Here is a 22,515-nt window from a genome sequence, read left to right as displayed (position 1 = left end):
GGCAGGCACGAGGCTTGCTGCGGTCCCGCAAGCCGTGCCAGATAGGTTAACCTTTCAAAGTCCGTTGTAAGTTATTGAGACCATGCCCAATTTTTCCATGCGCGATTCCGAGAACCGCCACCGGAGCATCTACCTGCTCCCGAACGCGTTCACCACCGCCGCTTTGTTCGCCGGGTTCTATGCCGTTGTGCAGGCCATGAACGACCGCTTCGAAGTCGCCGCCATCGCCATTTTCGTCGCCATGGTCCTGGATGGCATGGACGGCCGGGTGGCCCGCCTGACCAATACGCAGTCCGCGTTCGGCGAGCAATACGACTCGCTGTCGGACATGACGTCCTTTGGCGTGGCGCCCGCGCTCGTCATGTACGAATGGATCCTGAACGACCTGGGCCGCTGGGGCTGGTTGGCGGCGTTCGTCTACGTCTCCGGCGCCGCGCTGCGCCTGGCGCGCTTCAACACCAATATCGCCGTGGTCGACAAGCGATTCTTCCAGGGGTTGCCCAGCCCGGCCGCCGCGGCGCTGGTGGCGGGCTTCGTCTGGCTGGCCGTCGACAACAAGTTGCCCATCCATGACAGCCTGATGGCCTGGGTGGCCTTTACGCTCACGATGTACGCGGGCATCACCATGGTGTCGAACGCGCCGTTCTTCAGCGGCAAGAGCTTCGCGCTGGGCCGCAGCGTGCCGTTCTGGGGCATCCTGCTCGTCGTCGCGGTGTTCGTGTTCGTGTCCAGCGATCCTCCGGTGGTCCTGTTCGGCCTGTTCGTGCTCTACGGCCTGTCGGGCTGGGTCACGTGGGCATGGCGCTGGAACAAGGTGCGCCGCCTGCAGCAGGAGCGCCGGGGCCACTCGTCCTGATTGCGTGACGGCCTGATAGGCTGACAGGCATGCGCAAAGCAAAACCCGCCAATTTCCGGATTGGCGGGTTTTTCGTTTGGGTGGCGGGCAGGCCGGGCAGGCCGCAAGGCCTGCCGGCATTTACCACCAGTTGAAGCGGTCGGCGTCGTACATCGGATCGGGACCGGGGTGAAAGTGCGTCACCTTGCTGCCGTCGCGGCTCATGTACACGTACATCAGCGAATTCCACACGCTGTTTTCTTTATAGCGGTACGACCAGACGACTTCGCGCTTTTCGCCCAGGCCCACCAGGTCGATGCGGGCCGGCGGCCCGAATTCGCATCGGACCCGTTCCGGCCCCCAATCTCCCGTTTCCAGCACCTTGAAGTGCGCGTCGGTCAAAAGCGGCAGCACGCGGTCGACGCGCCCGTCCGGGGCGACGTTTGCGCCCCAGGCGTACTGGCCCATCGGTTGCTGCGTCCAGATCACCCGCCGTCCGCCGCCCGCCTGCGGACATTCGAAGTTGGGCGCGCCGAATTGCGCCTGCACCTGCGAGAGCGGCGTGCCGGGCGGAACCTGGGCCATGTTTGCACAGGCGGCCAGCCCGGCCAGAGAGATCGACGCCAGGGCCACGCGGGCCGTTCGGTAAAAGCTAGTCATGTCCATGCTCCTGTCGGGTGCGCCCGGCCCCGGGGTTGGCCCTGGGCCGGGGCCGGTGTCCTTGCTGGGGTAATTCTAGCGAATCGGCTATAATCATCGAGCTTTATCAAATGTATTGATTCTGCAAGATCCTTTGCGCCAGCCGCAGGGGGATAGCGCAGACGCCCTCAACATGGCGCACAGCCCCATGTACAGGCGTTGCCCGATCCCGCCAACGGCAGCAGTGAGAAAGCGAATTCAAGCCTGGCTCGCGCAAATTTTTTCCAAACCACGTCAGGGCGCCTCGGCCCTGTCGCATGTCCGAAGAGGTCATCAATGTCTGTAGCTGACATCAAGAAATCCGATATCGTTGCGCAATTCCAACGCGCTCAAGGCGATACCGGCTCCCCCGAAGTCCAGGTGGCTCTGCTCACCGCCCGTATCAACGAACTGACTGGTCACTTCAAAGAACACATGAAGGACCATCACTCGCGCCGCGGTCTGCTGCGTATGGTCAGCCGTCGCCGCAAGCTGCTCGACTATCTCAAGGGCCGCAATCCCGATTCGTACCGCGCACTGATCGAAAAACTCGGTCTGCGCAAGTGATCGACGGGGCTGGCTCCCCATGACGCAACCGTGGTCGGTGCGACGTATGTCGCAGCGGCCACGGTTTTTCATTTGTAAGGAATAATCGTCATGTTCAATAAAGTGACTAAATCGTTCCAGTACGGCCAGCACACGGTCGTCCTGGAAACTGGCGAGATCGCTCGCCAGGCCTCCGGCGCCGTGGTGGTGTCGATCGAGGACACCGTCGTCCTGGCCACTGTCGTGGCTTCCAAGAAGGCCAAGCCGGGCCAGACGTTCTTCCCGCTGACCGTCGACTACATCGAAAAGACCTACGCCGCCGGCCGCATCCCGGGCGGGTTCTTCAAGCGCGAAGGCAAGCCGTCCGAAAAGGAAACGCTGACCTCGCGCCTGATCGACCGTCCCCTGCGTCCGCTGTTCCCCGAAGACTTCTACAACGAAGTCCAGGTGGTCCTGCACACGCTGTCGGTCAATCCTGAAATCGATCCCGACATCCCCGCCATGATCGGCGCCTCCGCCGCGCTGGCCATCTCGGGCATCCCGTTCAACGGCCCGATCGGCGCCGCGCGCGTGGGTTACATCAATGGTCAGTACACCATCAACCCGACCGCCTCGGACCTGAAGTCGTCCAAGCTGAACCTGGTTGTCGCCGGTACCGAAAACGCCGTGCTGATGGTGGAATCGGAAGCTGACCAGCTGTCCGAAGAAGTCATGCTGGGTGGCGTGGTCTACGGCCACCAGCAAATGCAGACCGTCATCAACGCCATTCACGAATTGGTGAAGGACGCTGGCAAGCCCGATTGGGAATGGCAAGCTCCCGCCAAGGACGAGGCCCTGATCACCGCGGTCACCGCCGCTGCCCAGGACGGCCTGAACGCCGCCTACCAGATCCGCGAAAAGCAGGCTCGCACCACCAAGCTGCGCGAAGTCTACTCGGACGTGTCGGCCAAGCTGGCCGCCGCTGCCGCGGAAAAGGGCGAAGCCGCCCCGGACGCCGTCACGGTCGACAACATCCTGTTCTCGCTGGAATCGGCCATCGTCCGCGGCCAGATCCTGAACGGCGAGCCGCGCATCGACGGTCGCGACACCCGCACGGTGCGCCCGATCAGCGTGCGCCTGGGCGTGCTGCCCCGCGCGCACGGCAGCGCCCTGTTCACCCGCGGTGAAACCCAGGCGCTGGTCGTGGCCACGCTGGGCACCAAGCAGGACGAGCAGATCATCGACGCGCTCATGGGCGAATACCGTGACCGCTTCATGATGCACTACAACATGCCTCCGTTCGCCACCGGCGAAACGGGCCGCATCGGTGTGCCCAAGCGCCGCGAAATCGGCCACGGCCGCCTCGCCAAGCGCTCGCTGGTGCCGCTGCTGCCGGCGCCCGAAGACTTCCAGTACACGATCCGCCTCGTGTCGGAAATCACCGAATCCAACGGCTCCTCGTCGATGGCCTCGGTCTGCGGCGGCTCGCTCGCCATGATGGACGCCGGCGTGCCGGTCAAGGATCACGTGGCCGGCGTGGCCATGGGTCTGATCCTGGACGGCGGCAAGTTCGCCGTGCTGACGGACATCCTGGGCGACGAAGATCACCTGGGCGACATGGACTTCAAGGTTGCGGGCACCGAAAACGGCGTCACCGCACTGCAGATGGACATCAAGATCCAGGGCATCACCAAGGAAATCATGCAGGTTGCGCTGGACCAGGCCCGCGAAGGCCGTCTGCACATCCTCGGCAAGATGAAGGAAGCCCTGGACGGTTCGCGCGGCGAGCTGTCGGCTTTCGCGCCGCGCATGCTGACCATCAAGATCAACCCCGAGAAGATCCGTGACGTGATCGGCAAGGGCGGCGCCACCATCCGCGCGCTGACCGAAGAGACCGGCACGCAGATCGACATCTCCGACGACGGCACGATCGTGATCGCCAGCGTCGACGAAACGCAGGCCAAGGAAGCCCAACGCCGCATCGTCGAACTGACTGCCGACGTCGAAGTGGGCCAGATCTACGAAGGCTCGGTCCTGCGCCTGCTGGACTTCGGCGCCATCGTGCAAGTGCTGCCGGGCCGCGACGGCCTGCTGCACATCTCCGAAATCGCCAACTACCGCATCGCGAACATCAACGATGTGCTGAAGGTCGGCCAGCAAGTCCGCGTCAAGGTCATCGAGGCCGACGACAAGGGCCGCCTGCGCCTGTCCATCAAGGCGATCGGTGGCATCGAGCAGCAGCAGCCCGCTGCCGCTCCCGAAGCTGCCCCCCAATCGGAACCGCAAGCCGAATAAGCCTGCAGCATCCTGATTGAAGAACGGCGCCGCGATGATCGGGCGCCGTTTTTTTTCGCCCTCGTCCAGGCGGACGCGTCCCTGGTGCCGAGGTTCCCCTGTCCGCCTGGCTTACGGTAAAGTCTTGCGCGAGAGAGGCGCCGCCCGTTTGCCGCAGGCGCGCGCTCGAGGCATCATCGAAAAGGGGGCATTCGGATGAGCAAGGCATGACGGCGTGGCCGATAACCGCAGCCACGGCGGCGCTGCTGGCAGCGCTGCTGACCGGGTGCATGACGCCCACGGCGGGCCAGCGCGGCCCCAAGGGCGAAGACATGTCCGCCGACCAGTTCGCGCAGACGGACTTCAACCGCACCGTCACGCTGGAAGTGCGCGACAACCTTGCCAGCCTGTATGCGCTGCTGGACAAGCTGTACCGGCGCAATCCGCGCGAATGGCGCAAGACCGGCGTGCCGGACCTGGCCGCCGCGGTCAACCGCGTCAAGCATTCCATCGAAGTCCGCGTCCCGCCCAGCGACCTCGCCGGGCTGCGCGACATCCAGATCCTGGCGGTGGCGCTGGATCCCAACTATTCGGGCGACCGGGTCGGCGCCTTCATCTACGGCCTGGCGGACACCATCATCGCCGCCCACAACGGCAAGACGCGCCTCTACGCCACCGACGCCCTGGACGGCCAGCGGGTCTACAATGCCGCACGGAACGTCGAGGCGGCGGCCTGGCTCCTGGCCACGCGCCGCAACAACCAGGGCGAATTGCTGCTGCTCGCCAATGAAATTTCCCCGGACGCCACCAATCTCAGCTTCGAGCGCGAGTTCGGCGCCATCATCGGCCGGCTGGACCTGATCGCCAACCTGTTGGGCGAAAACTCCCGGCGCATCGGCATCAACTACGCCCAGGGCCTCTTGCTATTCAACTTCCTGCCTGTGCGTTAACAGGATTTCCATCGTGATCGATATCGCCTCCATCCAGACCGCCCGCGAAAACCTGCGCGGCCAGGTGCTGAAGACCCCATTTACCCTGTCGCGCACGCTGTCCGACATCTTCGGCGCCGAAATCTGGCTGAAGTTCGAGAATCTGCAGTTCACCGCCTCTTTCAAGGAACGGGGCGCGCTGAACCGCATGCTCACGCTCTCGGACGAGGAGCGCGCCAAGGGCGTGATCGCCGTGTCGGCCGGCAACCACGCGCAGGGCGTGGCCTATCATGCGCAGCGCATGGGCGTGCCCGCCGTGATCGTGATGCCGCGCTTCACGCCGACCGTCAAGGTCGCCAACACGCGGCGGTTCGGCGCCGAAGTCGTCCTGGCGGGCGACACCTTTGACGACGCCAAGGCGCGCGGCTACGAGCTGGCGCGCGAACGCGGCCTCATCATGATCCATCCCTACGACGACGAAGCCGTGATCGCGGGGCAGGGAACGGTTGCGCTGGAAATGCTGGAAGACCAGCCGGCGCTCGACACGCTCGTCATCGCCATCGGCGGGGGCGGCCTGATTTCGGGCATCGCCACGGCCGCCAAGGCGGTCAAGCCCGGCATCGAAATCGTCGGCGTCCAGACCGAGCGCTTTCCCGCCATGTACGCGGCGGTCAAGGGGACGACCATGCCGCCCGGGCAGTACACCATCGCCGAGGGCATCGCCGTCAAGTCGCCCGGCGACCTGACGCTGCCCATCGTGCAGCGGCTGGTCGATCGCATCGAACTGGTCAGCGAGGCGGACATCGAACACGCCATCGTGGTGCTGCTGGAAATCGAAAAGACCGTCGTCGAAGGGGCGGGGGCCGCCGGCCTGGCGGCGCTGTTGCGCGCCCAGGAAGAAGGCAGCGACCGCTACAAGGGCAAGCGCATCGGGCTGGTCCTGACCGGCGGCAATATCGATCCGCTGATGCTGGGCGAACTCATCGAGCGGGGCATGGTGCGCGCCGGCCGCCTGGCCCGCATTCGCGTCGACCTGCGCGATCTGCCGGGGGCGTTGGCCCATGCCACCAAGCTCATCGCCGATGCCCAGGCCAACATCACCGAGGTCCATCACCAGCGCGCGTTCACCTCCTTGCCGGTGCGCAATGTCGAGGTCGACTTCGTGCTTCAGACGCGCGGTCCCGAGCACATTCAGGAAGTGATCGACATCCTGAATGCGGCGGGCTTTGCCGCCAGCAATCACGATCATTGATCGGTCCGCCGGCGCCAGGCGCCGGCATGAAGCTTTCAAATTGCTTTAACCCGCCTGTCAATCTGTCCGCCAGCCGGCATGCGCAATCGAGCGCCTGCCGGCTGAATTTTTTTGCGCGTCGAGACACCCCATTGCGGCTTGTCCGCGCGCGATGCATGCGCTTGGCAAGACCGCTCGGGCAGGCGGCTGTGGAAAGGGAAAATGCATCTTAATGTTTCAGCAAAAATTATTTTGGCGAAACCGGGAACTTTCTTGAATTTGTGAAACCCGTAGCATCCGCGCGCTCTCCCGGCCGGTTCTGGTGTGAAACCACCCTTGCGCAAGCACCATCCGACCCCCTGGCGTCCGGTCCATGGTCACGGGAATATCCCCAACAAAATCATGGTTGGTACGGATAGGAACTGTGTCGTTCCACGATTTACCATCCGGCGTTCATGACGTTGCCGCCGCTTCCGGGCGGTTGCGTTGGATGAGAAATACGCGCCTTGGCAGACATCGATCCGCCCCGCGCGGCAGTTAAGGGAGACAGCAGCTTGATAAAAAACCGACAGGATTTCTGGTCCGGTGTGATGTTCATTGTTTTGGGGGGAGCCTTTGCCGTGCAGGCTACCCAGTACTCCATGGGCAGCGCCGCCCGCATGGGGCCGGGCTACTTTCCGTTCTGGCTGGGCATCGTGCTGGCGCTGATGGGCGCGACGGTGCTGATGAGCGCCTTGTCGCCGCGCGCCGAGACCACCACGGTCAGCCGCTACGACTTCCGCATCCTCTTCCTGGTGGTCGGCTCGGTCTTTCTCTATGGCTTTGCGCTGCGCTATCTGGGGCTGTATCTCTCGGTCTTCATGCTGGTCGTCATCAGCAGCTTCGCCAGCCACGAATTCAACTGGAAGGTCGCCGTCGCCAACGGCCTGTTCCTCGTGGCGTTTTCCTACCTTGCGTTCATTCGCGGGTTGGGACTGATCTTTCCGCTGTGGCCCAGCGTGTTCACCAATTAAGGACCGGACATGGAACTGCTTCAGAACCTGATGCTGGGGTTTTCGGTGGCTTTCACGCCGGAAAACCTGACTTACGCCTTCATCGGCTGCCTGCTGGGCACGCTGGTCGGCGTGCTGCCGGGCCTGGGCCCGGTGCCCACCATCGCCATGCTGCTGCCCATCACCTATGTGCTGCCGCCCACCGCGGGCCTCATCATGCTGGCCGGCATCTATTACGGCACCCAATACGGCGGATCGACCACGGCCATCCTGGTGAACCTGCCGGGCGAGACCTCGGCGGTGGTGACCGTGCTGGACGGGCACCAGATGGCCCGCAACGGCCGCGCCGGCGCCGCGTTATCGCTGGCCGCCATCGGTTCGTTCTTTGCGGGCAGCGTGGCCACCGTGCTGATCGCCGCCTTCGCGCCGCCGCTGGCCGAAGTCGCTTTCGCGTTCGGCCCGGCCGAGTACTTCTCGCTGATGGCCCTGGGCCTGATCGGCGCCGTGGTGCTGGCCTCGGGCTCGCTGCCCAAGGCCATCTGCATGATCCTGCTGGGCCTCTTGCTGGGCATGGTGGGCACCGACGTCAACTCGGGCGTCGCGCGCTATGACTTCAGCATCCCGGAACTGCAGGACGGCATCGACTTTGCCATCGTGGCCATGGGCGTGTTCGGCCTGTCGGAAATCATGAGCAACCTGGAGCTCAAGGAGAACCGGGTCGAGATCACCGACAAGGTCGGGTCGCTGTATCCCAGCCGCCAGGAATTCCGCGAGGCCGCGCCGGCCATCGTGCGCGGCACCGCGCTGGGCTCGGCCCTGGGCATCCTGCCCGGCGGCGGGTCGGTGCTGTCGGCCTTCGCGTCCTACACGATGGAAAAGAAGCTCTCGAAGGAACCGGAGCGTTTCGGCAAGGGCCATCCCGCCGGGCTGGCGGGTCCGGAGTCCGCCAACAACGCGGGCGCGCAGACCTCGTTCATCCCGCTGCTGACCCTGGGCATCCCGGGCAATGCGGTGATGGCGCTGATGGTGGGCGCGATGACCATCCACAACATCCAGCCGGGGCCGCAGGTCATGTCCAGCCACCCCGAGCTCTTCTGGGGCCTGATCGCCTCGATGTGGATCGGCAACCTGATGCTGGTGGTGCTGAACCTGCCCCTGATCGGCATCTGGGTGAAACTGCTGCGCGTGCCTTATCGCATGCTGTTCCCCGCGATCCTGGTGTTCTGCACGATCGGCGTGTATTCACTGAACTACAACGCGTTCGACATCTTCATGTTCGCCATCTTCGGCATCGTGGGCTACGTCTGGAGCAAGCTGGGCTGCGAAGGCGCGCCGCTGCTGCTTGGCCTGGTGCTGGGTCCGATGATGGAAGAGAACTTCCGCCGGGCGCTGCTGCTGTCGCGCGGCGAGTTCTCCACCTTCGTCACGCGGCCGCTGTCGGCCACGCTGCTTGGCTTGGCCGTCATTCTGCTGGTGCTGGTCGCGTTGCCCGCGCTGCGCAAGAAACGCGAGGAAGCCTTCGTCGAGGTCGACTGACCGACTGACTGACTTTCCGGCTATTGGTTGGCTCCGGGTCTGGTTTGGCGCAAGCTGGCCAGGCCCTTTTTTTTACTGCCGGGCCACCAGGTTCTTCAGGCCGTACAGGCGCTCGCGGTGCAGGGTGGCGGTCAGCGGTTCGGGCTCGCGGCCCAGCGCCACATAATCGGCCGGGATCATGGCGATGGCGTCCTGCATGTTCGCGGACCCCGCGTGCCACCACTGCACCAGCATCCGGTCCGGGTTGTAGACGTCCAAACCCTGGCGGCGCAGCTCCGACCGGTTGAAATCCTTCAGGTTCCAGGTCAGGACCTGCACCGTCGGCGTCTGAGGCAGCCCGCAACGCGCGCGCCGCGCCAGTCCCGCCGCGATCACATGGAAGTCCTTGGGGTCGCTGTAGCGCAGCGACGCCTCATAGACCTGCGTGTCGGTTTCCATGGCCCCCGGAAACCGCGCATTCATGTCGGCCCAGAAGTCGGCCATCACCTCTGGCGGGATGTCCCAGATGCGGCAGGCATTGCGGCGCCATTCCTCGCCGATGCGTTCGGTCCAGACCGGCTGGAACACCCCGGCCTCGGCCAGCCGCAGCAACAGCCGGCGCAGGATTCCAGACATGAGGACGCAGGCGTCCAGGACGATGAACGGCGGGGAGGACGGGGGGGAGGTCAAGATGTGATCTGTCACCGGCTTGGGCAAGGCGCGCGGGCGGCCGGGCCGGGCTTGAATTGAGGGCAAGGCAGAAGAATAGTGTTTTTTTCGGCGCCTTGCCGCCGTGGACGTCACTTTTTGAGTATTTCGTCCAGCGACTTCAGCACCAGCTCGCTCGTGCCGTGCAGGCTGGTCGCGAAAACCGCATAGACGACCATTAACACCGCCAGCGCGCCCACCCATGGCGTCCACCACGGCCACAGCCGGCCCACGCGATAACGGCTGGACACGATGTTTTCCTGTGCGTCGGTCAGGGCCTCCGGCGTTTCTCCCCGCATCGCCCGCAGCTCCCGGTGCAGTTTGGTAATAATCGACTGGAGCGCTTCGACCTGATTATGTTGCATGCCGTATTTGCCTTTGAATCCCAGGCACAGGCACAGGTATTTGAATTCCAGCACGTCGCGGTATTTGGCCGGGTCCATCATCATGCGCGAAAGCACCGTGAAGAACTTTTCCCCGCCCCAGGTTTCGTTGTGATTCACGCTGAGCAACGACCGCTCGGCCCAGCGCGAATGCGCGCCCCACGGCGTGCCCATGACCGCCTCGTCGATGAAGGTGCACAGCGCATAGCGATAGGCGAGTTGCGTGGCGCTGTCGTAGCCGTGCTGGCGGATTTCTTCGTCCAGCGCGGAAATCTGGTCGCGCACGGCGCCGTACAACTGTTCGATGCCTTCGTAGGCGTCAAGCTTGCGCAGGCGGATGACCAGTCCGAACAACGGCAGCGCCCCGTCCACCAGGGGGTTGTAGCCGTGTCCGCGAAGCTGGAATCCCAGATCGGCGTCGCGGTCGATATTCTCGATGGTGTCGAACGCGATTATTCCTTTCTGGTCGATCACCGCGACGGGACTGGTGCGCAAAAATCCGCCAGGACCGGAATGGGCATTCTCGATGGGTTTCATGTCATTGGCTCCTGATTGCCCAGAACTGCAATTCCATCTCGGGATAGTCCCCCGCAATGTGGAAACCAAAGCCGGCGGTCTCGCGCATCATCTGCCAGCTCGGGTGGCTGCGGTCGAACTGGAAGTACGTGAATCCGGCATGAAACGGCAGATGCCGGGGCGCGACGGGCAGGGGCAAGAGGGGGATGCCGGGAAGCTGCAGGCTGACCAGTTCGCCCAGCCTTTCCATCGATGTCACCTTCGCCTGCTGCACAAACTGCTGCCGCAGCTTGTCCAGCGGCATGCGCGCACGCACGGCCAGGATGAAATCGGCCTCGGCATACAGGCGCCGGTCGTGCACGGCCGCGGTCAGCACGCCGTATTGCTGGCGCTCGATGGGCAGCGATACGGCGCGGGGCTGCAGCACGGTGCTCAGCGCGCGGCGCAGCGTTTCCTCGAGCACCCGGAACGAGGCGCGCGGGTCGTCGTGCTGGTAGGCCGGATACTCCTGGGGCAGGCGGCCTTCGTCGGTAAACGTGACCAGCTCGCCGCAGGCCTGGCTGAAAGCGATGTAAAGCTGTTCCGGGTGGACGCGCCTTAATCGGGACAGGTGCAGGAACAAGGGGTGCAGGCGGTTGAGCACCAGCAGCAGATTGAAATCGGTCACGTCGGCCACGCCAGCTTGGCCGGGCGAGCCGATGCGCTCGGCGATGTTCTTCGCGCGCTCTCGCATCAGCCCGGCAATTTCCCCGAGATAGCGCTTGAGCGGCGGAATCGCGTTCAGCGAAATGCCGGTGGGATAGAAAGTCTCGTCCAGCAGCAGGCTGCCGTCGGGCCGCCGGTCCAGCAGGCGGCACACGGCAATGCCGGTAAACGCGCTGCGGTCGTCGCGCTCCAGCGCCAATTGCAGGTTCAACGCGGCCAGGTTCATGGGCACGTAGTCGCCTTCCTGGCTGTGCGTGTCGCGGACCTCTTCGCTGCGCGTCACGTAGCGGGCATTGGCGTAGGTGTCGGGCCATTGCACCTCCAGCACGCCGTCGGAGCGTAGCGGCAGGGTCAGGTACACCGTCTGGTTGACGGCCGACGCGTCGGTGATGGGCAGGGGCACGGGCGGCGGCTGATCGTTGGGGATGTCGAACACGCTGCCGTCCGGCATGACGCCGCGCGCGCGCACGATCGCGATCTTGCCGAAGCTCAGGTACTCCTGGTTGAGCTCCAGCTCGCTGAAGCCATAGAGGTGCTCGCTGACGCCGTTCACGCGCTGGTTGACGTGATGCTCGGCGACGCGGGCGTGCTGCTGGAAATGCTGGGGCTTGACGAAAAGCCCCTCGCTCCAGATAACGGGATTGCGTGATGTCATGGTTGGGGACTCGAAGGCGAGAGGCGGCGGCTTTCGTCGGTGATGGCGACGCGGGTACCGCGCAGGGTCAGCAGCAGGGCGTATTTGCGCCCTTTGGGCTCGATCCGGAAGGCCTGCTTCCACACGGCGCCATTTTGTTCATGGAAGTCGGCCACGATGGCGACGTAGCGCGTGTCCTCCTGGATGCGCGCGAAATCGATGTACTTGAACTGTCCTGGCTGCAGGACATAGTCGTCCTCGGTCACGAACGTGGTGCCCAGCGCCTTCTTCAGGTCCCGCGCCAGCAGCAGCGGGTCCGCGTTCAGCAGGAGCGAATCATCCTTGAGCTGCAGCACCTTGAAGGCGATGGGCGTGGCCATGCTGCGGGCCGGCGCGGCCGGCTCCGTGAATGCATGGCTCGTGCCCTGGCTGTACTGGCCCAGACCGCGCTCCAGGCCCTGCGCGTCCGCATCGGCCTCGTCCCCGCTCTCGAGCGCCAGCGGCAATGGCGCACGCGTCACGCCCTGGTTCGCCAGCGCCGGCCCGGCGCCGAACCGGCGGTTGGGCAGGTAGTGAGGCGACGCGGCGAGCGCCTCGGGCAGCGGCGCGGGGGCCGTGGCGGCCTGGGGCTGCGAGATGCGAGACGATCCCCGATCGACGCGGCTGAGCGGCTGCGACGCGGGCGCGGTGTCTTCCAGCTCGTCCAGCAGGCCGCGCAGGCCGGCGATCAGCTCGCGGCGGCTGCCTGATTTGAGATTGACCTCGAAAGGGCCCTCGCCGCTGTCGCGCGCGAGCGCGGCGGCCGCGGGCGAGTCGATCGGCTGCGGCGCGGGGGCGCTTTCGGGGTTGGGGTTGACGTCTTCGGCGGCGAACAGGCTCAGGCCGATCTGGCTGGGCTGATCGTCGGGCGCGCCCACCGGGATCGATGGGTCCATCAGGATCTGCCCGGTCTTGGTCAGGACCTCGCCCACCGAGCCGCAACCGGCCAGCAGGCTGCACGCCAGCCCGAGGGGAACCAGGCGCCTCATTGGGCCTCCGCGCGCAGTGCGCGGTCATAGGCCTGCGCAAAGATTTCCCAGAAGAGCTTTTCGAACCCGCGTTGGCGCGCCGAGCTGAGCTCATCGTAGTAATGGGCATACATGCGCCACGCCCAATCGGCGTCGTCGCCCTGCGCCGGCTGATCGGGACGATAGCGGCGAAAACGCTGCAGCAGGTGCTCGGGCGAGAAGGCGTGCAGCAGGGCTTCCAGCCCGGACTCTATGCCCTTGACCACCGCTGCCTGGTGCAGCTTCAGTTGCGTCATGCTTTCTTCGACCGCGGCCATGGGCGACAGATGCACGACGCTGCGCTTGCTGGAGAACATGGCGCGCAGGGTGTCCGGATAGCTCTGGCCTAGGCGCAGCGGATTGTCTTCGATGGGCTGCAGGGTCAGCGCGTTCATCGCCATGCGCGGCGCCGGGTCTCCCCCGGCGCCGTACAGCGCGGCAATGCCGCGTATGGCCGCGCCCAGCGCCTGCCCGGCTTCGAGCAGCAGGGTCCGGCTGGCCGGGGTATCCAGATCGTCGAGCGCAATGCCCATGCCCTGCAGCAGCGCCGCGGCCGCCTGCGGCGTATCGCCGGCGGCCTCGGGCGATGCGGCCGTCCAGGCCGGGTCGGAAAGATAATGTTCGCGTGACTGCGGCATGCGGAAATCTCCAGTAGGGGTCTTGGGCGAGCCGGCGACCGCGGCATAGCGGGTGGAGGCCAGGTCCGGTTGGGTGGGCACGTGGGCCGCGTACGGCTTCAGCGCGTCGGCGGCGTCGGGCGACATCGGCGCAGCCGACGCGGCCTGTTCCGCGGCATCCAGGGCGCGCAATGGGTCCAGGTCGGCGTGGGGATCGTGCGGCGCAGCCAGGGCCCGGAAGACGGCGTCCTGCGCAGGCGCGCCGCCTTCCCGCTCGAATACGTAGCGGTCCCGTGGCAAATCGTCCATGCCGCCGCTCTGGTCGTTGAGGATTTCGCTCACCTCGTACTGCGCAAGGTGGCGGGACGCGTCCGGCAGCGCGTGCTGCGCATCGTGCAGATGCACGGCAACCTGATAGGGGCCGATGTGCAGGATGTCGCCGTCGCTCAGGCGTGCGCCGACCTGTGCGCCCAACGGATCGCGCGCGCCGTTGACATGGGTAAGGCCCGAACGGTCGATCACGCAGAAGGCGCCGTCGCTGTGGCGGATTTCGCAGTGGACCGGCTGCACGCGGCCGGCCTTGTCGACCAGCGTCCAGCTCGCGCCGTGGCTGCCGATGGTGCCGCCGGCGATGCCGAACCGGTGCCGGGGCGTGCTGCCATGCTGCAGCGCCTGGGGATTGGCGACGACGAGCGCGATGCCGCACTCGGAGGGGGCGGGTGTCATAGGCGCGCCTTTATTCTGACGTGGGAGGACCGGCGCACGACCGTGTGCGCGACAAAGCTCGTCCAACCCAGATGGGCGCCGCTGGCGCGCCCCAGGTTGAACGGCGGCACTTCTTCCTGACGCAGGCCCAGGTCCAGGTCATAGGCGGCGGGGTCGCGCAACAGGAAGTCGATCAGCTTGCGCAGACGCTCGAAGTTCTCGCCGCTGGGCAGGAATTCGCGAAAGCGCCGCTGGTCGAGGTCGGGAATGACGATGGTGAACTTGCTGTAGCGCGTGCGCACGCGGCCGCCGATGACAAAGGTGTCGCCCAGCACCCCGTTGCGTTCGCCCAGCGCGAGCCGCTGTCCCGGCGTGATGTGCATGTACCGGGGTTCGAATTCGCGGATATGCACCGTCTTCAAATCAAAGCAGTGCGCGATGATGCCCGCGACGACCTGCGCGGAGCGGCTGCGGCCCGCAATCGCGCCCGCATAGCTCAGCAACCGGCTCCAGGCGATGGGCGTCACGCCGCGCAACTCGACGTCGCCCAGACCCACCATGGCAAAGACATAGCGCGAGAACCGATCCTGCGCCTCGCGCCGGAATCGCACGTAGTACCGGTATTTGCGCCACGCGTGATGCAGCAGCGTCAGCAGCCGGTGGTGAAAGAAGTCCAGGAATGCCGGCCGTATGCCGACGCCCTGGCCGTACTCGTAGGCCAGGCGGTCCAGGTAGTGGCCGGGCAAGGGCGAGTCCGGCCCGTGCAAACCGAAGAACGTCGCCTGCACGCGGTAGTCGCTGCTGGCCGATGCGGGCATACGTTCGGCCAGCGAGACGTCCGACGCCGGGAAGCCCAGTCCGGCATAGCTGCTCAGGCGGACGCGCTGACGCTCCGGTTCCGCGCTCTCGGGCGCCTCCAGATTGTCGTCGTGCAAGCCGTGCAGTTGCTCGAGCAGGCGGAAGAAGTCGTAGTTCTTCGCGTCGGCCAGCAGATGGTCGGCTAGATCAACGGTTGTTTGCCGGTCTGCAGGGGCCATTCGTAGTGCTCGTTGTTGCCGGTGTTGGTCGCTTCCAGCAGATGAAAGGAATTGATGCTCGCGTACAGGGCAAGAAAGTGGCTGAGTACGGTGCCAAAGAGATACAGGTCGCCTTCACACAGGAAGGCCTGCGGGTCCAGCCTGATGCGGGTTTTCAGCCCGCGGATCGGCAGGCCCTTCATCAGCAGGTCGGTGGGCGTGGTGACGGCGTCCTCGATTCCGTCCAGCCGCTTGCGGGTGGCGCGCGCGCGCTGGATGTCGTGCAGCGCGGCGAAGTCGTAGCCGCGCAGGACCGCCTTGAGCGGTTCCGTGGACAGCAGCGACAGGTAGTTGAGCGACAGGTTGGAAATGAGAGTCCATTGCAGTTCCCCGTCCAGCACAGGGCGATAGGACGGCGTCGGGCGCGTGACGTTGCTGTAGCTCGCAAACGTGGGCGTGGTCTGGGTTTGCAGGCAGATGTCGCCTACGCCCAGGGCCAGCGGAAGATCCTTGTTGGTGCACGTCAGCGCCAGGGAGACCGTCTCGTCCTCGTCGATGTAGTCGGTCTCGTCGCTGCGGATGAACGACACGCGATGCAGCACCCCGTCCGAGGCCAGCGCCTTCTCGATCCGCGTGCGGTAGTAGAGCGCCGAGCGGCCCTGCGCGTGCTCGATCTCGTGCTGCAGGGATTCGAAGGGATGAAAGGTGCGCAGGAATTTTCCGCGTTGTCCATCGGTCTTGCGATGCCAGCCGCTCACGTCGTCGATGCTGAAGATCTCGTAGGCGTCGGGCCGCTGTCCGCCTGGCACGATCCGCTGTTCGGCAAGGCGACCGTTCAGGTTGATGGGCTCGGCGTCATGCGCGAACAGGTTCACGGCCGGCGTGCAATACAGCATCAGGTCGCCATTGCGCAGCCGTATGTCGGCCGGCATGGGGCGATTGAAATGGAATTCGATCCGGACGGCGCTGGTGCTCTGCGCCGGCCACAGCGAACGCAGCCCCGTCAGGCTGAAGAATTGGAAGCGGCGCGGAAAGATGAAGTATTCCTGCAGAATCCGATACCCGTCGAAGACGTTCTTGGGATACGGCAGCAATGCTTCATCGGCGCAGAAGCCGGGAAAGCTGACCTGGCGCGGCGACAGCCGACGCGTCTGCCCGTCGACCTCGACCCGTATCTCGCCCAGGTAGCGCGACAGCCACAGGTACAGGGTGAGAGCGGTCGTGTCGTCTCCGCTCAGGTGAAAATCCAGCTGATCGCAGTCGAAGCTGTCCAGCGCATTGCCCGCCATGGGCGCCAGGTCGACGCGCACGATGGACTTTTCGCGCGTGTGCGCATCGCTGACGTCCTGGATCCGCAGCGGATAGATCGTGACGTCCGAGCAGGTGCGGAATTCGCAGCGCATGCCCTCCACGGGCCGGGACAGGACCTGCGTGCCCTTGGGGATAACCTGCCGCGTCGTGATGGCGCGGTCGATGGGATCGAAGCGCATGATGGTCACGCTGGGCAACGGACGCAGGTAATTCGGCCACAAGAGCTGCAGCAGCGAATGCGTCAGTTCGGGAAGGTCGTCCTCGATCTTCAGGCGCAACTTGGCGGTGAGGAACGCGAAGCCTTCCAGCAGCCGCTCCACGTCGGGATCGGCCGCCTCGTCGCCCAGGAACTGGGAGAGCTGTGGATTGTCGCGCGCGAACTCGCGGCCGAGCCGGCGCAGGTAATCCATTTCTTCGCGGAATTTTCCCCGCAACGGCATGTTCTATGCGCCTCCTTGGGCGTTGGCTATACGATCTGCGCGTAGCGGTCCGGGCGGTGGATGATGAGGTCGATCTCCACCTGTTCCTCGGCGTTGGCCAGCGGCACCAGGCAGTCCAGGCGGAAGGTCAGGTCCAGCGGCCGCGCGCCGTCCGGGCGCGCATGCACCGCCAGCACCCGGACGCGGGGTTCGAACTCGGCCACGGACTGGCGGATGTCCTGGCTGATGCGCAGCAACAGGTCGGCGCTTCCGGTCGCGGCGTCGTTGAAGTCCAGCAGGCCCAGGCCAGGCGAACTTATCGAGCAGCCTCGCCGGCTGTTGAGGATGAGTTCGAGATGCCGCTTGATGGCGCGAATGCGCGCCGCCGCGGCGTCCTGGCGGGACCGGACGCGCCGCGGCGGCGCGTCCGGCTCCAGCCGCTCGAACAGGCTGCCCTGTCCGGATGACCTGGGCATGCCGCCTTACTCCTTGTCCAGGCGGCCCACCAGCGACAACTCGAAGTTGGCGCCCATGTACTTGAAATGCGGCCGCACGGCCAGCGCCACCTGGTACCAGCCCGGGTTGCCCGCGACATCCTGCACCTGCACCTTGGCGGCGCGCAGCGGGCGGCGGCTGCGCACGTCGGAAGACGGGCTTTCCTGGTCGGCGATGTACTGCTTGAGCCATCCGTTGAGCTCGCGCTCCAGGTCCTGGCGCTCTTTCCAGCTGCCGATCTGCTCGCGCTGCAGCACCTTGATGTAGTGGGCCAGGCGGTTGATGATGAACATGTAGGGCAGTTGCGTGCCCAGCTTGTAATTGGTCTGCGCGGCCTGGCCTTCGGGCGTCTTCTGGAAGAGTTTGGGCTTTTGCACCGAATTGGCCGAGAAGAACGCGGCGTTGTCGCTGTCCTTGCGCATGGTCAGGGGAATGAACCCCTCTTCGGACAATTCGAATTCCTTGCGGTCCGATACCAGCACTTCGGTGGGAATCTTGGCCTGCAACTGGCCCAGCGATTCGTAGAGGTGCACCGGCAGGTCGTCGACGGCGCCGCCCGACTGCGGTCCGATGATGTTCGGGCACCAGCGGTACTTGGCGAAGCTGTCGGTGATGCGGCTGGCAAGCAGGTACGACGTGTTGCCCCACAGATAATTCTCGTGGTCGCCGTCGATCGTTTCGCGGTACACGAAGCTGCGGGTCGGGTTTTCGAGGGGATCGTAGGGCTGGCGCAGCAGGAAGCGCGGCATGGTCAGACCCAGGTAGCGCGCGTCTTCGGATTCACGCAGGCCGCGCCACTTGGCAAAGCGCGGGCCTTCGAAGATGTCCTTGACCTCTTTCAGGTTAGGCAGGTCCTGGAAACTCTTGAGGTTCAGGAATTCGGCGCCCGCCGCCGCCAGGAACGGGGCGTGGGACATTGCGCCGACCGAGGCCGCGTAGCTGAGCAGCTTGATGTCGGGCGCGGACGGGCCGAACGTGTAGTTGCCCATGATGGCGGCTATCGGCTCGCCGCCGAACTGCCCGTATTCGGCCGTGTATACGTGTTTGTAAAGGCCGCTGCGCGTGATGTCGCCGCAGCTTTCGAAGTCATCCAGCAATTCGTCTTTCGTGACGTGCAGGATTTCGATCTTGATGTTCTCGCGGAAATCGGTGCGGTCGACCAGAAGCTTCAGGCCGCGCCACGCGGATTCGAGCTCCTGCAGCGGCTTCTGGTGAAGAATCGCATCCATCTGGTGGCCGATCTTGCGGTCGATCTCGGCGATCATCTGGTCGACGAGCTGCTTGTTGACCTGTTGCTCGCGTTCTTCGCTCTTGAGAATTTCGCCGATGAATGCCGCGACGCCGCGTTCGGCGACCGCGTAACCCTCATGGGTGGGTTCGATTCGGGTTTGCGCCATGATCTGCTCGAGCAGTCCTTGGCTTTGTTTCATTTCCGGTGCAACGCTGGCTTGGGCCTTCATGCGCTTGTCCTTTTATACCGAGGGGGCGGGGAGTGAAAAGGGGCGGAGGCTCAGGAAGCCGCCGAATCCAGGACCAGGTCCAGTTCCTTGGCCAATGCGCTGCGCGCCTTGTCGTCGGCGAGCAGGGCCTGCAATTGCTTGCGGAATGCGGGTACGTTGCCCAGTGGTCCCTTGAGCGCCACCAGCGCTTCCCGCAGTTCGAGCAGCTTGTTCAGTTCCGGCACCTGGCGGGCAATGGAATCCGGCGAAAAGTCCTTGATTCCCTTGAATTGCAGGGCGACGCTCAGCGTGTCCTCATCCTGCCCTTCGCCCAGGCGCGAAGGCACCTGCATTGCGACCTGCAGCCCCGCACCCGCCATCACCTCGTCGAAGTTGTCCTTGTCGACGCGGACCAGCGGACGCTCTTCGAGCGCGGCCTCTTCCCCATGTCCCTTGAAATCGCCGGTGACGAGCAGCTTCAGCGGCAATTCCATTTCAGTTTGCTGATCGCCAGTCGCTGGCACGTACTTGATGTTGATCCGTTCTTGCGGGGCGACCGAGGCCGATTTTTTTGCCATGTGAATTCCTGGTTAATAACGCGGAAACAACAACGGGGTTTGCCCTGAATAAACAGGGCGGTGTTTCGGAAGTTTTTGGAGATTATTTGAGGTTTGCCGGACGCCGTTCAGTTTTGGGTTGTGGACGGAAAATCGGCTTTATTAATGCAGTATTTTGAAATACGAATTGGGGCGATCCTAAAGGGATTGGAGTGCGCCAAAAATAATAGAAATTCGAAAAATAAATGCTTGTTTATCTTGTGTTTGATCGCATATTCTTGCCGCGTATTTCGGGTTGTTCCTATAACCGCCGGGATTAAGTTTTTATTAACCGGACGGTTCAGGAAATATCAAGAATAAAAACCCTCACGACGTCGGATGAGTGCAATCCATGATCAGAATTGATTTACCGGCAGTTATTCAGCGTTTGAATCCAGCGTGCCGGCAGGCGCTGGAGGAAGCGGCCAGTCTGTGCATCAGCCAGCGCGGTACGGAGGTGACAGTCCCCCTGGTGGTATCAAAGCTGTTGGACCAGCCGCTGGGCGACGTGAGGCTCCTGTTGCGGCATGCGGGTCTGGATGTCGACGACGTTCGGCGCGCCGTCTCGGGCGGCCCTTCGTTTCAGGCCGACAATCCGGACCAGTACCCGACCTTCTCCCCGCTGTTGATCGAGCTGTTGCAGGAAGCCTGGCTGATCGGGTCGCTGGAACTGGGCCTGACGGATATCCGGGGAGGCAGCCTGCTGCTGGCGGCGCTGCTCAACCCGGGGCGCTACCTGCCCCTGGCGGCGGCGTCGCTCTTTGAGAACGTCAACCGCGAAGCGCTGCGCAAGAACTTCGGCACGCTGCTGGCCGATTCCTCGGAGGCGCCCGCCGATGCGGCGTCCGGCAGGGCGCCGGCGTTGGCCGCCGCCGGCGACGACAGCGCGCTTGCCCGGTTCGGCCACGACCTGACTGCCCAGGCGCGCGACGGCCGCATCGATCCGGTGCTGTGCCGGGACGCGGAGATCGACCTCATGATCGATATCCTGTCGCGCCGCCGCAAGAACAATCCCATCGTGGTCGGCGATGCCGGCGTCGGCAAGAGCGCGGTCATCGAGGGGCTGGCGCTGCGCATCGTCCAGGAGCGTGTGCCCGAACCGCTGCGCCAGGTGGCGGTGTGGGTGCTGGACCTGGGGGCCCTGCAGGCCGGCGCTTCCGTCAAAGGCGAGTTCGAAAAGCGTCTGAAGGCGGTCATCGACGAGGTCAAGGCATCCAGCCGGCCGATCATTCTTTTCATCGACGAGGCGCACACCCTGATTGGCGCGGGCAACGCGGCCGGCGGCGGCGATGCCGCCAATCTGCTCAAGCCCGCGCTGGCGCGCGGCGAACTGCGCACCATCGCCGCGACGACATGGTCGGAGTACAAGAAGTACTTTGAAAGAGACCCCGCGTTGGCGCGGCGCTTCCAGCTTGTGAAGCTGGACGAGCCCAGCCAGGAAAGCGCCGTCCACATCCTGCGCGGCCTGCGCCAGACCTATGAGCAGGCGCACGGCGTCGACGTCAGCGATGACGCGGTGCAGGCGGCGGTGGCGCTTTCCGCTCGTTATCTGTCCGGGCGCCAGTTGCCGGACAAGGCGATCGACGTCCTGGACACGGCATGCGCGCGCGTCGCCACCGCGTTGGCGGAGCCGCCCCGCCGGCTGGCGCGCCTGGAGCAGCAGCAACGCCAGATTGAAGCGGAGACGGCCGTATTGCAGCGCGACGCGCGCGCGGGCCGGAAGGCCCAGAACGGACGCCTGGCGGCCCTGGAGGCGGCAGCGCAGGACGTGCAACGTCAGACCGAGGCGCTGCGCGCGTCCTGGACCCTTCAGAAGCAGCTCGTCGACGAGATTCGGGTGCTGCGTAGCCGCCAAGGCGATGGCGACGGCGAACGCGAATCGGCGGGCGACGAGGGTGACCTTGTGGCCAAGGTCGCGCAATTGTCGGAACTGCAGCGCGACGGCGCCTTGCTGCACGCCGACGTGGGCCGGGAACAGATCGCGCAGGTGATCGCGGACTGGACCGGCATCCCCGCCACAACCATCAACCGTAGCCAGATGGAGCGTCTGGCGCACCTGCCCGCGCTGCTGCATGAGCGGGTCAAGGGGCAGGATATTGCGATCAAGCGCGTGCACAAACACCTGCTCACCGCGATGGCGGACCTGCGCCGGCCGGGCACGCCGCTGGGCGCCTTTCTGCTGGTGGGACCCAGCGGGGTGGGCAAGACCGAGACGGCGCTCGCGCTGGCCGATGCGATGTTCGGCGGCAAGAATTTCCTCACCGTCATCAACATGTCGGAGTTCCAGGAAAAACACACGGTGTCCCGCCTGCTCGGCGCGCCGCCCGGCTATGTGGGCTATGGCGAAGGCGGCGTGTTGACCGAGGCCATTCGCAAGCAGCCTTATTCGGTGGTGCTGCTGGACGAGGTCGAGAAAGCCCATCCCGAAGTGTTGAACATCTTTTATCAGGCCTTCGACAAAGGCGAACTGGCCGACGGGGAGGGGCGGCAGATCGATTGCAGGAACGTGCTGTTTTTCCTGACGTCCAATCTGGGCTTCGACCAGCAGGATGGCGCGCTGACGGATCTGTCCGAGGAAGCCCTGCGGCAGCGCCTCCTGGCGTTCTTCAAGCCCGCGCTGCTCGCCCGCATGCAACTGATTCCGTACCGGTATCTGGACGAGACCGTGCTGGGCGAGATTGTCGACGGCCGGCTGCTGCGCCTGCAGCAGCAGTTCCGCGCGCGATACGAGGCCGTGCTGGACATCGACACGCAAGCGCGCGACGAGCTGCGCCGCCGCTGCAGCCGTCACGAGAACGGGGCCCGCCTGCTCGATGCCAGCATCGACGGCGAGCTGCTGCCGCCCTTGTCCCTGGCGGTGTTGCAGCGCCTGGCCAGCGGCGCGCCCTTCGGCAACGCGCGGCTGCAGTGGCAGTCCGGCGCGTTCACGGCGAGCGTGGACTAGGG

General features: G+C 64.8%; 19 protein-coding genes. 8 read left to right on the top strand and 11 right to left on the bottom strand.

Annotated features, from left to right (window positions below):
* Window positions 1-82 precede the first annotated feature (82 nt).
* Complete coding sequence (pssA, locus tag ACZ50Q_RS22990) at window positions 83-856, top strand: CDP-diacylglycerol--serine O-phosphatidyltransferase (RefSeq protein WP_076519148.1); 774 nt, start codon at window positions 83-85, stop codon at window positions 854-856.
* Window positions 857-976: 120 nt separating this feature from the next.
* Here pssA and ACZ50Q_RS22985 read toward each other — a convergent pair whose 3' ends face one another.
* Window positions 977-1,495, bottom strand: coding sequence for a hypothetical protein (locus tag ACZ50Q_RS22985; protein WP_076519149.1), 519 nt, complete (start codon window positions 1,493-1,495; stop codon window positions 977-979).
* A gap of 315 nt (window positions 1,496-1,810) precedes the next feature.
* On the opposite strand from ACZ50Q_RS22985, the gene rpsO reads away from it, so the two are divergent.
* The 6 genes from rpsO to ACZ50Q_RS22955 all read left to right on the top strand — a co-directional run bounded on the left by rpsO (window position 1,811) and on the right by ACZ50Q_RS22955 (window position 9,000).
* Window positions 1,811-2,080 carry a 30S ribosomal protein S15 gene (rpsO, locus tag ACZ50Q_RS22980; RefSeq protein WP_006223612.1) on the top strand — a complete coding sequence of 90 codons (270 nt, stop codon included), beginning with the start codon at window positions 1,811-1,813 and terminating at the stop codon, window positions 2,078-2,080.
* A gap of 90 nt (window positions 2,081-2,170) precedes the next feature.
* Window positions 2,171-4,333 carry a polyribonucleotide nucleotidyltransferase gene (gene pnp / locus ACZ50Q_RS22975; RefSeq protein ID WP_464079651.1) on the top strand — a complete coding sequence of 721 codons (2,163 nt, stop codon included), beginning with the start codon at window positions 2,171-2,173 and terminating at the stop codon, window positions 4,331-4,333.
* A gap of 206 nt (window positions 4,334-4,539) precedes the next feature.
* The gene (locus ACZ50Q_RS22970) at window positions 4,540-5,262 is read left to right on the top strand and encodes a hypothetical protein (RefSeq protein WP_076519151.1); all 723 of its coding nucleotides are present in this window, start codon (window positions 4,540-4,542) and stop codon (window positions 5,260-5,262) included.
* A 13-nt stretch (window positions 5,263-5,275) separates the two neighbouring features.
* Window positions 5,276-6,493 (top strand): threonine ammonia-lyase, encoded by a 1,218-nt coding sequence (locus tag ACZ50Q_RS22965; RefSeq protein WP_464079650.1) that lies wholly within the window; start codon window positions 5,276-5,278, stop codon window positions 6,491-6,493.
* A gap of 569 nt (window positions 6,494-7,062) precedes the next feature.
* Window positions 7,063-7,485: a tripartite tricarboxylate transporter TctB family protein gene (locus ACZ50Q_RS22960; protein WP_464079649.1), complete on the top strand. Its 423-nt coding sequence runs from the start codon at window positions 7,063-7,065 to the stop codon at window positions 7,483-7,485.
* Between the two features lie 9 nt (window positions 7,486-7,494).
* Window positions 7,495-9,000: a tripartite tricarboxylate transporter permease gene (locus ACZ50Q_RS22955; protein ID WP_076519154.1), complete on the top strand. Its 1,506-nt coding sequence runs from the start codon at window positions 7,495-7,497 to the stop codon at window positions 8,998-9,000.
* 72 nt (window positions 9,001-9,072) lie between these two features.
* Here the strand turns inward: ACZ50Q_RS22955 and ACZ50Q_RS22950 are convergent, their stop codons facing one another.
* From ACZ50Q_RS22950 to tssB, 10 genes are all read right to left on the bottom strand, one after another.
* A complete protein-coding gene (locus ACZ50Q_RS22950) occupies window positions 9,073-9,615 on the bottom strand; it encodes a PIN domain-containing protein (protein ID WP_464082033.1) in 543 nt (180 codons plus the stop codon).
* Between the two features lie 164 nt (window positions 9,616-9,779).
* On the bottom strand, window positions 9,780-10,607 hold the full coding sequence (gene icmH, locus ACZ50Q_RS22945; RefSeq protein ID WP_464079648.1) for a type IVB secretion system protein IcmH/DotU: 828 nt from the start codon (window positions 10,605-10,607) through the stop codon (window positions 9,780-9,782).
* A 1-nt stretch (window position 10,608) separates the two neighbouring features.
* Entirely contained in the window at window positions 10,609-11,946 is a 1,338-nt protein-coding gene (gene tssK / locus ACZ50Q_RS22940) for a type VI secretion system baseplate subunit TssK (RefSeq protein WP_464079647.1), read from the bottom strand.
* Entirely contained in the window at window positions 11,943-12,953 is a 1,011-nt protein-coding gene (gene tssJ, locus ACZ50Q_RS22935; protein ID WP_464079646.1) for a type VI secretion system lipoprotein TssJ, read from the bottom strand. Before tssJ ends, tssK begins: the two co-directional genes overlap by 4 nt.
* A complete protein-coding gene (gene tagH, locus ACZ50Q_RS22930; RefSeq protein WP_464079645.1) occupies window positions 12,950-14,314 on the bottom strand; it encodes a type VI secretion system-associated FHA domain protein TagH in 1,365 nt (454 codons plus the stop codon). The genes tssJ and tagH overlap by 4 nt, the downstream gene beginning before the upstream one ends.
* Window positions 14,311-15,330, bottom strand: a complete 1,020-nt coding sequence (tssG, locus tag ACZ50Q_RS22925; protein ID WP_092582412.1) for a type VI secretion system baseplate subunit TssG — start codon at window positions 15,328-15,330, stop codon at window positions 14,311-14,313. Before tssG ends, tagH begins: the two co-directional genes overlap by 4 nt.
* Window positions 15,294-17,060 (bottom strand): type VI secretion system baseplate subunit TssF, encoded by a 1,767-nt coding sequence (tssF, locus tag ACZ50Q_RS22920; RefSeq protein ID WP_092582413.1) that lies wholly within the window; start codon window positions 17,058-17,060, stop codon window positions 15,294-15,296. Before tssF ends, tssG begins: the two co-directional genes overlap by 37 nt.
* A gap of 26 nt (window positions 17,061-17,086) precedes the next feature.
* Entirely contained in the window at window positions 17,087-17,515 is a 429-nt protein-coding gene (gene tssE / locus ACZ50Q_RS22915; RefSeq protein ID WP_464079644.1) for a type VI secretion system baseplate subunit TssE, read from the bottom strand.
* 6 nt (window positions 17,516-17,521) lie between these two features.
* Window positions 17,522-18,964 (bottom strand): type VI secretion system contractile sheath large subunit, encoded by a 1,443-nt coding sequence (gene tssC, locus ACZ50Q_RS22910; RefSeq protein ID WP_231952096.1) that lies wholly within the window; start codon window positions 18,962-18,964, stop codon window positions 17,522-17,524.
* A gap of 80 nt (window positions 18,965-19,044) precedes the next feature.
* The gene (gene tssB, locus ACZ50Q_RS22905) at window positions 19,045-19,551 is read right to left on the bottom strand and encodes a type VI secretion system contractile sheath small subunit (protein WP_076519162.1); all 507 of its coding nucleotides are present in this window, start codon (window positions 19,549-19,551) and stop codon (window positions 19,045-19,047) included.
* Between the two features lie 370 nt (window positions 19,552-19,921).
* On the opposite strand from tssB, the gene tssH reads away from it, so the two are divergent.
* Complete coding sequence (gene tssH / locus ACZ50Q_RS22900; protein ID WP_464079643.1) at window positions 19,922-22,513, top strand: type VI secretion system ATPase TssH; 2,592 nt, start codon at window positions 19,922-19,924, stop codon at window positions 22,511-22,513.
* The last annotated feature ends 2 nt before the right edge of the window (window positions 22,514-22,515 follow it).

It is taken from the genome of Achromobacter sp. T5-5 (assembly GCF_055397965.1).
The sequence above is the reverse complement of the archived record's forward strand: the minus strand, read 5'-3'. Positions and strand labels throughout refer to the sequence as shown.